The organism is Klebsiella sp. BIGb0132 (genome assembly GCF_024810075.1).
Taxonomy (GTDB): domain Bacteria; phylum Pseudomonadota; class Gammaproteobacteria; order Enterobacterales; family Enterobacteriaceae; genus Klebsiella; species Klebsiella terrigena.
Map to the genome: position 1 here is coordinate 83,923 of NZ_JANUDW010000012.1, position 13,026 is coordinate 96,948.

Annotated in this window: 13 protein-coding genes; 7 read left to right on the top strand and 6 right to left on the bottom strand. The window is 58.3% G+C overall.

Annotation, left to right across the window (positions count from 1 at the left end; translation table 11 throughout):
• The first annotated feature begins 59 nt into the window (after positions 1–59).
• From M2416_RS23660 to argD, 4 genes are all read left to right on the top strand, one after another.
• The gene (locus M2416_RS23660; RefSeq protein ID WP_259227191.1) at positions 60–227 is read left to right on the top strand and encodes a YhfG family protein; all 168 of its coding nucleotides are present in this window, start codon (positions 60–62) and stop codon (positions 225–227) included.
• Positions 217–807 carry a putative adenosine monophosphate-protein transferase Fic gene (locus M2416_RS23665; protein WP_041142990.1) on the top strand — a complete coding sequence of 197 codons (591 nt, stop codon included), beginning with the start codon at positions 217–219 and terminating at the stop codon, positions 805–807. Before M2416_RS23660 ends, M2416_RS23665 begins: the two co-directional genes overlap by 11 nt.
• A 44-nt stretch (positions 808–851) precedes the next feature.
• Positions 852–1,415, top strand: a complete 564-nt coding sequence (pabA, locus tag M2416_RS23670; protein ID WP_259227195.1) for an aminodeoxychorismate synthase component 2 — start codon at positions 852–854, stop codon at positions 1,413–1,415.
• Positions 1,416–1,504: 89 nt separating this feature from the next.
• The gene (gene argD / locus M2416_RS23675; RefSeq protein WP_041142988.1) at positions 1,505–2,725 is read left to right on the top strand and encodes a bifunctional acetylornithine/succinyldiaminopimelate transaminase; all 1,221 of its coding nucleotides are present in this window, start codon (positions 1,505–1,507) and stop codon (positions 2,723–2,725) included.
• On the opposite strand, the gene M2416_RS23680 is transcribed toward argD, so the two are convergent.
• Both M2416_RS23680 and crp read right to left on the bottom strand, forming a co-directional pair.
• A complete protein-coding gene (locus M2416_RS23680) occupies positions 2,715–4,793 on the bottom strand; it encodes a YccS/YhfK family putative transporter (protein WP_115191759.1) in 2,079 nt (692 codons plus the stop codon). The genes argD and M2416_RS23680 overlap by 11 nt on opposite strands.
• A 52-nt stretch (positions 4,794–4,845) precedes the next feature.
• Positions 4,846–5,478, bottom strand: a complete 633-nt coding sequence (gene crp / locus M2416_RS23685; protein ID WP_000242758.1) for a cAMP-activated global transcriptional regulator CRP — start codon at positions 5,476–5,478, stop codon at positions 4,846–4,848.
• 306 nt (positions 5,479–5,784) lie between these two features.
• On the opposite strand from crp, the gene M2416_RS23690 reads away from it, so the two are divergent.
• The gene (locus M2416_RS23690) at positions 5,785–6,189 is read left to right on the top strand and encodes an OsmC family protein (RefSeq protein ID WP_041142986.1); all 405 of its coding nucleotides are present in this window, start codon (positions 5,785–5,787) and stop codon (positions 6,187–6,189) included.
• Between the two features lie 57 nt (positions 6,190–6,246).
• Here M2416_RS23690 and M2416_RS23695 read toward each other — a convergent pair whose 3' ends face one another.
• The 4 genes from M2416_RS23695 to M2416_RS23710 form a co-directional block, all read right to left on the bottom strand.
• On the bottom strand, positions 6,247–7,116 hold the full coding sequence (locus tag M2416_RS23695) for a phosphoribulokinase (RefSeq protein ID WP_041142985.1): 870 nt from the start codon (positions 7,114–7,116) through the stop codon (positions 6,247–6,249).
• 36 nt (positions 7,117–7,152) lie between these two features.
• Positions 7,153–7,371, bottom strand: coding sequence for a YheU family protein (locus M2416_RS23700; RefSeq protein ID WP_076946131.1), 219 nt, complete (start codon positions 7,369–7,371; stop codon positions 7,153–7,155).
• Entirely contained in the window at positions 7,368–8,390 is a 1,023-nt protein-coding gene (locus M2416_RS23705; RefSeq protein WP_041142983.1) for a hydrolase, read from the bottom strand. Before M2416_RS23705 ends, M2416_RS23700 begins: the two co-directional genes overlap by 4 nt.
• 199 nt (positions 8,391–8,589) lie before the next feature.
• Positions 8,590–10,494, bottom strand: coding sequence for an ABC transporter ATP-binding protein (locus tag M2416_RS23710; protein WP_076946130.1), 1,905 nt, complete (start codon positions 10,492–10,494; stop codon positions 8,590–8,592).
• A 172-nt stretch (positions 10,495–10,666) separates the two neighbouring features.
• Here M2416_RS23710 and kefG point away from each other — a divergent pair, with 172 nt between their 5' ends.
• Positions 10,667–11,233, top strand: a complete 567-nt coding sequence (gene kefG, locus M2416_RS23715) for a glutathione-regulated potassium-efflux system ancillary protein KefG (RefSeq protein ID WP_041142981.1) — start codon at positions 10,667–10,669, stop codon at positions 11,231–11,233.
• Positions 11,220–13,025 carry a glutathione-regulated potassium-efflux system protein KefB gene (gene kefB, locus M2416_RS23720; protein ID WP_076946129.1) on the top strand — a complete coding sequence of 602 codons (1,806 nt, stop codon included), beginning with the start codon at positions 11,220–11,222 and terminating at the stop codon, positions 13,023–13,025. Before kefG ends, kefB begins: the two co-directional genes overlap by 14 nt.
• Position 13,026 lies beyond the last annotated feature (1 nt).

Consider the following 13,026-nt stretch of genomic DNA (forward strand, 5'->3'; position numbering starts at 1 on the left):
TGCGTGACCCGAAATTGCTGCTTATACTTGTGGCACAGGGGACGACAAGAGAGGCGAGCATGCGTTTACTCACCGATAAGCAAAAATCCCGGCTCTGGGAACAGACTCGTAGCGTGAATTTTCAGGCCAGCCGTCGGCTGGAAGGCGCCGCTGTGCCTTTGGTGACGCTAAGCGCCGAAGAAGCGCTGGCACGCCTTGCTGAGCTAAGGGGACGTCATGAGCAGTAAATTTGGCGATGGCCGCGATCCCTATCTCTACCCCGTACTCGACGTATTGCGCAATCTTCCCGGTATTCGCCAGGCCCGGCGGCTCGAGCAGGTCATGCTGGAGATAACCTCCCTACGTGCGGCGACGATTCCCCTGGGGCCGCGCGGGCGCGGGCTGCCCTATCTCTGCGCAATTCACCATCAGCTCTACCAGGATATTTTTGCCTGGGCCGGACGGTTCAGGGAGATTGATATCTATCAGGGAGATACGCCTTTTTGTCATTTCGCATGGATTGAAAAGGAAGGTAACGCGCTGATGCGGGCTCTGGAAGAGGAGAACTATCTTAGCGGCCTCGACCGCAGCGCTTTTATTACGCGCCTGAGCTGGTACTACGGTGAAATCAATGTGCTACACCCTTTTCGCCTCGGCAGCGGGCTGGCGCAGCGTATTTTCTTTGAGCAACTGGCCATTCATGCCGGCTTTATTCTCGACTGGCGCGATATCGATCCCGAGGCGTGGAGCCGGGCTAATCAGCTGGGGGCCATGGGCGATCCGCAGCCGCTGGAAGCGATCTTTGCCAAAGTGGTAAGCGAAGCGTGAGAATCTGAGTAGAATAGCCCGGTTTTGTTTTTTCCGGAGCCGCTATGATCCTGCTTATCGACAACTATGATTCTTTCACCTGGAATTTGTACCAGTATTTTTGCGAGCTGGGGGCTGAGGTGCTGGTTAAGCGTAACGATGAGCTGACGCTGGAGGAGATCGCGACGCTGGCGCCGGAGAAAATCGTTATCTCACCCGGGCCCTGCACGCCCGACGAGTCGGGGATCTCCCTGGACGTTATCGGGCATTATGCCGGGAAGGTACCGCTGCTGGGCGTGTGCCTGGGGCATCAGGCTATCGCCCAGGTCTTCGGGGCGACCATCGTCCGCGCCGCCAAAGTCATGCACGGAAAAACCTCCCCCATCAGCCACGACGGACGCGGCGTGTTTCAGGGGTTAAACAACCCCCTCACCGTGACCCGCTACCACTCTCTGGTCATTGACCCGGATACCCTGCCCGACTGCTTCGCAGTGACGGCCCGCAGCGAGAGCGGAGAGATTATGGCCATTCGCCATCGTGAGTGGGATCTCGAGGGGGTGCAGTTTCACCCGGAAAGCATCCTCAGCGAGCAGGGGCATCAGCTGCTGGCAAACTTCCTCAAGCGGTGATTTGTAGTTGCCATTGACTGATTTTTTATGCATATTTTGTGATTATAATATCACTATCATCATGGCATAACGAAGAAGGATGGCATCACATGGCAACTGAGCAACCGGCAATTACCCGCGCCACGTTCGATGAGGTTATTTTGCCGATTTATGCACCGGCAGAATTTATTCCGGTAAAAGGTAAAGGTAGCCGCGTATGGGATCAGCAGGGCAAGGAGTACGTTGATTTTGCGGGCGGTATTGCCGTCACGGCGCTCGGTCATTGCCATCCGGCGCTGGTTGCGGCGCTGCATGAGCAGGGGGAAACGCTGTGGCATACCAGCAACGTTTTCACCAACGAACCGGCGCTGCGCCTGGGCCGCAAGCTGGTCGATGCCACCTTTGCCGACCGCGTGGTGTTTATGAACTCCGGCACTGAAGCCAACGAAACGGCATTCAAGCTGGCGCGCAACTACACGATCACCCGCCATAGCCCCTATAAAACCAAAATCATCGCCTTCCATAACGCTTTCCACGGCCGTTCGCTGTTTACGGTCTCCGTTGGCGGGCAGCCGAAATATTCTGACGGCTTCGGGCCGAAGCCGGCGGATATCATTCACGTACCGTTCAACGACCTGCACGCGGTAAAGGCGGTCATGGACGATCACACCTGCGCGGTGGTGGTTGAGCCGATTCAGGGCGAAGGCGGCGTGATGGCTGCGACCCCGGAGTTCCTCAAAGGGCTGCGTGAGCTTTGCGATCGGCATCAGGCGCTGCTGGTGTTTGATGAAGTGCAGTGCGGAATGGGGCGTACCGGTTCGCTGTTCGCCTATATGCATTACGGCGTGACGCCGGATATCCTGACCAGCGCGAAAGCGCTCGGCGGCGGTTTCCCCATTAGCGCCATGCTGACCACCCACGATATCGCCAGCGCGTTCCATGCCGGCTCCCACGGTTCAACCTACGGGGGTAATCCGCTCGCCTGCGCCGTCGCCGGTGCGGCGTTTGATTTGATTAATACACCTGAGGTACTGGACGGCGTCAACGCGAAGCGCGAACGCTTTGTGCAGCATCTGCAGCAGATTGACGCCCGCTTCGATCTGTTTAGCGATATTCGCGGTATGGGGCTGCTGATCGGTGCGGAGCTGAAGCCGCAGCATCACGGCCGGGCACGTGATTTCCTGTATGCCGCGGCGGAGGCGGGCGTTATGGTGCTCAATGCCGGGCCTGACGTGATGCGCTTTGTGCCTTCGCTGGTCATTGACGATAGCGATATTGACGAAGGAATGGCGCGCTTTGCACAGGCGGTACAGCGCGTACTTAGCGCTTAGTTGCGCGTAGCCAGATGCCGTGATGCGGACGCTGACGCCATGCCACCGACGAGATGGTGTGCATGGTGTTCAGATGATCGAGGATCCGCTGCAGGTGCTGCTCCATGGTGCTCAGCGGGCCGCGGGGCACGTCCGCATCCTGCGACTCCATGATATTCACCTCGCCGGCGCTACCCGGCCCGTCGGTATCCAGCCGCTGCTGGCAGCGCTGCAGCGCAATCTCACAGGATTCAAGATAGCGTCGGGCCAGATCCGGCGTCAGCATATTGTGCTCGCGGGCCAGCGTGGTCATGGCGTTGATATGTTCGACAATAAACTGGCTATGGGTGACCCATAGCTTCATATCGTCAAGATATTGCGAGTTAAAGCCGGGCTCCTGCATCGCCTGATTCAGCGAGTTATACAGCGAGTTGTGTGCCTGGTTGACGCGCATCCGCCGATAGGCCAGCGCCGGCGCCTGGTGATCGTCGCTGAGAATAAGGCGGATGGCCTCCTGGTCCGCCTCCAGCGCGTCGTGGGCGTTTTTACGCAGCAGGCCGCTTTGCCACTGTGGCCACAGCCATACCATCCCGCCGAAGGCAATCAGACACCCGATAAGCGTATCGATAAGCCTGGCGACAATAAACTGCTCGCCGTTAAGCGTCAGCAGCTGCAGGGTATAAACCGCCGTGACGGTAAAGCCCACCATCGCCCAGCCGTAGCTCTTGCGAATAATCAGATAGCTCAACAGCGTGATAATCAGCATCGCGGTCAGCGTATAGCCCTCCGGAACGTGAAAGTGCAGCGTCAGTCCGGCAATCACCAGGCCAGCGAGGGTCCCTGCCGCCCGGTGGACGATGCGGACCCGCGTTGCGCCGTAGCCGTTCTGGGTGACGAAAAGCACCGTCATCAGGATCCAGTAGGGTTTGGGCAGGTTTAGCGCACTGCCCATCAGGCTCGCGGCGGTGAGCATCACGCAGATCCGGGCGGCGTTGCGTAAAGCCGGTGATTTGTAAGAAAGATAGTTTTTCAGCGCAGGCAGCAGCGGCAGGCGCCGTTCCTTATCGGCCATCAGGTTACGTGGGTACAGCGGACGCTGGGTGCGCAGCACCCGGGCAAGGCGGCTGAAGTGCCATGCGCAGAATTGCCCGACCGGGTTGTCGGGGTGCTGAGAGGCAATCTTCTCCAGGGCGCCGATCTGCTTATCCATGTTAAAGCGCTGCGGATAGCGGTGGTACAGGATGTCATCCGCCAGTACCCTTAGCCGCGCGGCGACGGTTTGCGCATTCCAGCGGATTACCGCTTCCGCGTGGCTGCGTTCGACCAGCTTCTGCACCTCTTCCGGCTGATGCAGGCTGACGGAAATATGCTCCTGCAGATCGAGGGCAACCTGAAACGCCCGCAGCAGGCGCTTATGGTCGCTACGCTGATTGGCCGCCAGCATATGCATCTGCTGGTAGCACTGGGTGATCAGGTCGACGACCTTTTGCTGACGGGTCAGCAGCGGAGGCAGTGAGGTAGCCGGGTCGATATGCTGGGTCAGCAGGCTGTATTTGGCTTCACAATAGTTGGCCAGCTCCCGGTAGAGCAGGCTTAGCGATTCGCGCAGCGGCTGCTCGCGCCACAGCCAAAACCAGAACCAGTTGAATAGCCCGTACCACAGCGTGCCAAGCGCGTAGATCAGCAGCGGTTCCCAGACCGGCATATTGCCGGCGAGGCTCAGAGTAAAGATGGCGGCAATCAGCGAGGCGGGCAGCAGCCTCGCGTGCAGCGAGCTGATTTCTGCCGTGACGCCAAGGAGCAGGGTCAGGCCGCTGAGAATTAAAGGGAGCGGGATATCGTGCTGGAGCAGGAGCTGAACGATCAGGCTGCAGCCTGCAAAGAGCGAGCCGCCAATAATCAGGCGTTTAAAGAAGCGCTTATGCGGTGTATCAAGGCCGGCGACGTTGCAGCATGCGGGAACCAGCGAGAACAGCAGACCCTGCTGCAGATGGCCGAGAAGGAGGCCTATTGCGACCGGCAAACACAGCACCAGCGTTTGCCGCAGTGCGTAGTTGACTTCCGGGTGGTAAATCAGCCTGCGCCACATAGAGGGAAAACAAAAACGGCGTATTGCAGGAGCAACACGCCGTTTTATCAGCTTAACGCGTGCCGTAGACGACGATAGTTTTACCGTGTGCGGAGATCAGATTTTGATCTTCCAGCATCTTCAGAATACGGCCAACGGTTTCACGTGAACAGCCGACGATCTGACCGATTTCCTGACGGGTAATTTTGATTTGCATACCGTCCGGGTGGGTCATGGCGTCAGGTTGTTTTGCCAGGTTCAGCAACGTCTGGGCGATACGGCCGGTGACGTCGAGGAAGGCAAGGTTACCGACTTTCTCAGAGGTAACCTGCAGACGGCGGGCCATCTGCGACGAGAGACGCATCAGAATATCCGGGTTAACCTGGATCAGCTGACGGAATTTTTTATAGGAGATTTCGGCCACTTCACATGCGGTTTTCGCACGTACCCAGGCGCTACGCTCCTGGCCTTCTTCGAACAAGCCTAATTCACCGATGAAATCGCCCTGGTTGAGGTAAGAGAGAATCATCTCTTTGCCTTCTTCATCCTTGATGAGCACAGCCACAGAGCCTTTGACGATGTAGTACAACGTTTCTGCTTTTTCACCCTGGTGGATCAGCGTGCTTTTAGATGGGTACTTATGAATGTGGCAATGAGACAAGAACCATTCGAGGGTAGGGTCTGTTTGCGGTTTGCCAAGCACCATGCGCGGTTATCCTCTGTTATAAGCTATCTCCGGGTGCCGACACTACACGGCATCCGGGCATGCAATCGTATTGTTTCCCTATGCCTGGGAAGCTGGCTGGTGATTTTTCTTCAGCCTGTAATGTGAATTCCTCTGCATACATGCAGTACATCAATGTAATACTGTAGCATCCTGACTGTTTTAGCATAGCTTTTGCCGCGTGTCTCCTGGTGTCTCGCTTCAGCATGATGCAGGTCGCCTTCCGTTGCGAGATTTGTTATGTACGCGTAATCTGTCAGGAAAATTGCAACCTTGGAGTTAAATTTTATGCAAGCTCGTGTGAAATGGGTGGAAGGGTTAACCTTCATCGGTGAGTCGGCTTCCGGCCACCAGATTTTGATGGACGGTAACTCCGGGGATAAGGCGCCGAGCCCGATGGAAATGGTGCTGATGGCCGCCGGCGGCTGTAGCGCCATCGACGTGGTCTCAATTTTGCAGAAAGGACGTCACGATGTGACCAACTGTGAGGTGAAGCTGACCTCAGAGCGTCGGGAAGAGGCGCCGCGCCTGTTTACCCACATCAACCTGCACTTTATCGTGACCGGCCGCGAGCTGAAGGATGCGGTCGTTTCGCGAGCGGTAGACCTGTCGGCGGAGAAATACTGCTCGGTGGCGCTGATGCTGCAAAAAGCGGTAAATATCACGCATTCGTACGAAGTTATCGAGGGCTAAGCCGGAAGGCCAGCCCGTGGCCCCGGTTTGCGTCGTGCAGCCGGGGTGTTTACCGGCTTAACCGATCTTTTTCCCCGCCATCAGCCGCTCAACCAGCGGTGCCATGATCAGCTCCATCGCCAGCCCCATTTTGCCGCCCGGTACCACCAGCGTATTGATATGCGAGATAAACGACCCTTGCAGCATCGCCAGCAGCCACGGGAAGTCGATATCCTGCAGGTTGCGGAAGTGGATCACCACAAAGCTTTCATCCAGCGAGGGAATACCTTTAGCGGCGAAGGGGTTTGACGTATCAACGGTAGGAACCCGCTGGAAGTTGATATGGGTACGCGAGAACTGCGGGGTGATGAAGTTAATATAATCTTCCATTGAGCGGACGACCGAATCCATCACCGCTTCGCGAGAGTGCCCGCGCTCGCTGGTATCGCGGATGAGCTTCTGGATCCACTCCAGGTTGACGATGGGCACGACGCCCACCAGCAGGTCGACATTGTGCGCCACGTTGTGCTGCGGGGTGACAACGCCGCCGTGCAGCCCTTCGTAAAACAGGACGTCGGTCGGCTCCGGCAGCGGCTGCCAGGGCGTGAAGGTGCCCGGCACCTGATTCCACGGCACGGCCTCGTCATAGGTATGCAGATATTTTCTCGACTGGCCGGTTCCGCTGCGTCCGTACTCGAGGAAGGTGTTTTCCAGCAGGCCGAAGTCGTTTGCTTCCGGGCCAAAATAGCTGATGTGCTTCCCCTGATCCCGCGCTTTGCGGATCGCCATGTCCATTTCCGGGCGGGTGTAGCGATGGAAGCTATCGCCCTCGACTTCGGCGGCACGCAGGTTCAGCTGGGCGAAGATTTTGCGAAAGGCGAGGCTGGTGGTGGTGGTTCCCGCGCCGCTGGAGCCCGTGACGGCAATCACCGGATGTTTGGCAGACATATCAACTCCCAGATTAAACGATGGTGTGGCGCCGCCTTAGCCGTGGAACTGCTTGCGGGGCATGATGTTGACCGTCTCGTGCAGCTCTGACCACACCAGTACGGCTTCTCCGCTTTTCAGCTGCTGTTTTACATCGGCGACCTTATCGGCCAGCGAGCGTTCATGTTCACCATAATCGGTGCCTTCGCGCAACACAAAGGTTTCAATCAGGTTATCCAGCGTTTCGGGACCCAGATCCTGCCAGGGAATAATCATTTTTTTCCTTCCAGCCAGCGCGTTAGCCAGTCCGGGATCCGTCTTTCCAGCCACATCTCCGGCCTGCGCAGCGTGCCGCCGACAAACCCGACGTGCCCGCCCTGTTCGGTCAGCTGATACTCGACGTTGGCCGGCAGCTGCTCCTGCGGCGGAATGGAATGATGGTCCATGAACGGATCGTCTTTCGCGTGAATGATCAGCGTGGGTTTCGTGATATCGCTCAGACGCGGCATCGCGCTGCACTGGCGATAGTAGTCCAGCGCATCGGCAAAGCCGTGAATTTTGGCGGTGATGGTATCGTCAAACTCGCGAATGCGCCGCATGCCTTTGAGCTGGCGTAAATCAACCGGCAGAGAGCCCGGGTAGGCTTTCAGCTTGCGCGCGGCGTTCGCTTTTAACAGGTTCAGCAGATAGCGCTGGTAGACGCGGGAGAAGCCTTTATCCATATGGTAGCTGCAGGCCTCCAGCATGAACGGGGCCGACACGATGACCGCCGCGTCGAGCGGGACGCTGTCGCCCTCGTTTGCCAGCAGGCAGCCGAGCATATTGCCGCCCAGCGAATAGCCGACGGCGGCCGTGGGCGCGGGACCAAATTCGCGCTGCAGCCAGCGCAGGAACCAGGTGCCGTCTTCCGTCTCTCCGGAGTGGTAGATGCGGTTATTACGGTTAGGCTCGCCGCTACAGCCGCGGAAATGCATCACCACGCCGAGCCAGCCGCGCTGCATTGCCGCGTGGATCAGACCGTGAGCGTAAGGGCTGTGCAGGCTTCCTTCCAGACCGTGAAAAACCACCAGCCGCGGCTTATGGCGGGCTGATTCGGGATCTTCGCTCCAGGCCAAATCGATAAAATCACCGTCGGGGAGTTCAAGGCGCTGCCAGTGTGGAGTAAAGCCCAGTTTGCGGCGGATCAGTCGCGGCAGCATGGTTTGCAGATGACGATTGCCCACGCCGCGCATCGGGTGAAACTCGCGCGAGTCGTCTTCGGGGGGCGTCATTTCTGTAGGGGTGATTTCAACCATAGCACCAGAGCAATTAATAAACTTATAAACACTATACCGCGCATGAAGTGCGCAGGTTAGCCAATATGTGATCTTATGGCCAGCTGGTGGAGATTACGCGAAAAAGAGCGGGCGCTATAGGGCCTTTTGTGGCATGAAGAGTGGCCCCGAAAGCTCATTGCCAGTGAACCGTCGAGGCCGCGCGCTCGGCCCGCAGGACTTAGCCTTCCTGCAGCATCTGCTCCAGCTGTTCCTGCGCCTCCAGCCAGGCCATTTCGCACTCTTCCAGACCCGATTTGGCACTGGCCTGCTGCTGCAGGCAGGCGGTCAGGTCCGCTTTGCGGGATGCGTCATACAGGCCGCTGTCGCCCAGTTTCTCTTCCGCCTGCGCGAGCTGGGCGTTGAGCTTATCCATCTCTTTCTCAAGACGGGTAATCTCTTTACGCAATGGCTGAGTCAGGGTGCGCAGCTCCGCTTCCCGGCGCTTTTGGTCTTTGCGGGACTGGGCGCTGTTGCCGTTATCTTTGATTGCGTCAGACGACTGGCTCTCCTGCTTCTGCGAGTCGCTCAGCCACTGCTGGTAATCTTCCAGATCGCCGTCGAACTGCTCAACCTTGCCGTCGTGGACCAGATAGAGATCGTCGGTGGTCGAACGGATCAGGTGGCGATCGTGCGAAACCACTACCAGCGCGCCTTCGAAATCAATCAGCGCTTCGGTTAAAGCCTGGCGCATATCGAGGTCAAGGTGGTTAGTCGGTTCATCGAGCAGCAGAAGATTAGGGCGCTGCCAGACGATCAGCGCCAGCACCAGGCGCGCTTTTTCGCCGCCGGAGAAGCGCTGGGTTGCTTCGTTGACCTTATCGCTCTGGAAACCGAAGCCGCCGAGATAGTCGCGCAGCTTCTGCTCCAGCTCCTGCGGCGCCAGGCGAGCCAGGTGCTGCAGCGGTGATTCATCCGCCCGCAGGAACTCCAGCTGATGCTGAGCGAAGTAGCCCAGCTTAATCCCTTTTGCCAGCCCCACTTCGCCCTGCAGCGGCTGCAGCTCGCCGGCCAGGAGCTTGATGAGCGTCGATTTACCGGCGCCGTTGCGTCCCAGCAGGCCGATGCGTGAGCCGGGAACCAAATTCAGTTTGATCGAGTCGAGGATAATGCGTTCACCGTAGCCGGCGCTGACTTTTTCCATCTTCAGCAGCGGGTTGGGCAGGCTTTCCGGCGCGCGGAAGCTAAAGTGGAACGGGTTATCGACGTGGGCCGGGGCGATAAGCTCCATGCGCTCCAGCATTTTAATGCGGCTCTGGGCCTGCTTCGCCTTGGTGGCCTTGGCGCGGAAGCGATCGATATAGCTTTGCAGATGGGCGACGCGCAGCTGCTGGCTTTCATACATCGACTGCTGCTGCGACAGACGGGTGGCGCGCTGTATTTCGAACGAGCTGTAGTTGCCGGTGTACTCGAACATGTTTTGCTGTTCGATATGCATAATTTTATCGACGATCGGATCGAGAAAATCGCGATCGTGCGAGATAAGGATCAGCGTGCCGGTATAGCTTTTGAGCCACTTTTCCAGCCAGATCACCGCATCGAGATCGAGGTGGTTAGTCGGTTCATCCAGCAGCAGCAGGTCGGAGCGGCAAATCAGCGCCTGCGCCAGGTTCAGGCGCATACGCCAGCCGCCGGAGAAGTCGCTCACCGGGCGCTCCAGCTGTTCGTTGCTGAAGCCCAGGCCGTGCAGCAGGCTCGAGGCGCGTGAGCGGATCGTCCAGGCGTCAATGGCATCCAGCTTGCCGTGAACCGTCGCAATGGCGTGACCGTCGTTGCGCTCGTTGGCCTGATTTAAATCGGCCTCGAGCTGGCGATATTCCCGATCGCCGTCAATAACATAATCAATGGCCGGCTGCGCCAGAGCAGGGGTTTCCTGATTAACCCACGCCAGCTGCCAGTTACCCGGAAAGGTCATACTGCCGCCGTCGGCGCTAATCTCGTTTTTCAAAAGCGATAGCAGCGTGGATTTACCGCAGCCGTTTTTGCCCACCAGACCGACCTTCTGGCCCGGGTTGATGGTAGCGGTGGCGTTGTCCAGCAGGACGCGTACGCCGCGACGAATTTGTAACGAGGAGAAAACAATCATAAGGCGCCGTATGTTCAGACTATGTTAATTTGTCATTATGATAATGTAATGTGGTAGCAAATAGCTCCACCGGGCCGCAATGGTAGCCCAAAATGAAGACGATACACAAAGTCATTCTGGTTGCGTTGAGGCGCAGCCGTTGTTCAGGCCACTACAAGACGTTGGGAGGGGAATGATGTCTCAGACAGCGAAGGTTTTGCTGCTGTATGCCCACCCAGAATCTCAGGATTCCGTGGCTAACCGGGTTTTGCTTGAACCGGCCTTACAGTTGCCGAACGTCACCGTGCACGATCTTTACGCACACTATCCCGATTTTTTTATCGATATTGCCTGGGAGCAGGATCTCCTGCGTCAGCATGAGGTGATTGTTTTCCAGCATCCGCTCTATACGTGGAGCTGCCCGGCGCTGCTAAAAGAGTGGCTGGACAGAGTGCTGAGCCGCGGTTTTGCCAGCGGTGCCGGGGGGAATCAGCTGGCGGGAAAGTACTGGCGTAGCGTGATCACCACCGGCGAGCCGGAAAGCGCCTACCGTCGCGACGCTAACCGCTATCCAATGAACGATATTCTCCGACCTTTCGAACTGACCGCCGGCATGTGCCGGATGCACTGGATGAGCCCGATTATTGTCTACTGGGCCCGTCGGCAATCGCCCGCCGATCTGAAAAGCCATGCGCGCGCTTATCGTGACTGGTTGGCCAACCCCATCGCGTCAGGAGGAGTCATAAATGGAGGGAGCTGATCTGCTTTTGGCTGGCGTGCTGTTTCTGTTCGCCGCCGTTGTCGCGGTACCGCTGGCCGCCCGGCTGGGCATTGGTGCGGTACTCGGCTATCTGCTCGCCGGGATCGCCATTGGCCCGTGGGGGCTGGGGTTCATCAGCGACGTCGATGAAATCCTTCATTTCTCCGAGCTGGGCGTGGTGTTCCTGATGTTTATCATCGGGCTCGAGCTCAACCCGTCGAAGCTCTGGCGCCTGAGAAGCTCCATCTTTGGCGTTGGGGCGGCCCAGGTTTTATGCAGCGCGGCAATCCTCGGCGGCCTGCTGATGGTCACCGGATTCACGTGGCAGGCGGCGGTTGTCGGTGGGATTGGCTTAGCGATGTCCTCTACGGCGATGGCGCTGCAGCTGATGCGCGAGAAGGGGATGAGCCGCAGTGAGTCCGGCCAGCTGGGATTCTCCGTTCTGCTGTTTCAGGATTTGGCGGTGATCCCCGCGCTGGCGCTGGTGCCGCTGCTGGCCGGCTCCGGCGACGATCGCTTTGATTGGGTGACGATAGGGATGAAGGTGCTGGCCTTTGCCGGCATGCTGATCGGCGGCCGCTTTTTGCTGCGGCCGGTGTTCCGCTTTATCGCGGCCTCCGGCGTGCGGGAGGTTTTTACCGCCGCGACGCTGCTGCTGGTGTTGGGTTCGGCGCTGTTTATGGATGCGCTCGGCCTGTCGATGGCGCTGGGAACCTTCATCGCCGGGGTGCTGCTGGCCGAAAGCGAATATCGCCACGAGCTGGAAATCGCCATTGAGCCTTTTAAAGGTCTTCTGCTCGGCCTGTTCTTTATCTCCGTTGGCATGGCGCTGAATCTGGGCGTTCTCTACACCCATCTGCTGTGGGTCGCCGCCAGCGTCGCGGCGCTGGTGATGGTGAAAGCGCTCGTGCTGTACGTTCTGGCGCGGGTGTACGGCCTTCGCAGCTCGGAGCGGATGCAGTTTGCCGGAGTCCTGAGCCAGGGCGGGGAGTTTGCCTTTGTGCTGTTCTCGTTACCGGCTTCGCTGCGGCTGTTCGAAAATGACCAGATGGCGCTGCTGCTGGTCACGGTTACGCTGTCGATGATGACCACGCCACTGCTGATGACCCTGATAGATTACGTGCTCTCCCGACGCTTTAACCAGCCGGAGGAAGAGGACGAAGCGCCGTGGGTTGAGGATGATAAACCGCAGGTGATTATCGTCGGCTTCGGCCGCTTTGGGCAGGTCATTGGCCGTCTGCTGATGGCCAACAAAATGCGCATTACCGTGCTTGAGCGCGACATCAGCGCGGTGAACCTGATGCGTAAATATGGCTATAAGGTTTACTTCGGCGATGCGACGCAGCTGGAGCTGCTGCGCTCGGCGGGAGCGGAGGACGCGCAGTCAATCGTGATTACCTGCAACGAGCCGGAAGATACCATGAAGCTGGTTGAGATGTGTCAGCAGCACTTTCCGCATCTGCACATTCTGGCGCGAGCGCGGGGCCGTGTTGAAGCCCATGAGCTGCTGCAGGCCGGGGTGGCGCAGTTCTCGCGCGAAACCTTCTCCAGCGCGCTGGAGCTGGGGCGCAAGGCGCTGGTCAGCGTCGGAATGCATCCACATCAGGCGCAGCGCGCGCAGCTGCACTTCCGTCGTCTGGATATGCGAATGCTGCGAGAGTTAATGCCGGTACATACTGATACTCTGCAGATATCGCGCGTGCGGGAAGCGCGGCGGGAGCTGGAGGAGATTTTTCAGCGTGAAATGCAGAAAGAGAGCAGGCAGCTTGACGGCTGGGATGAGTTTGAATAAA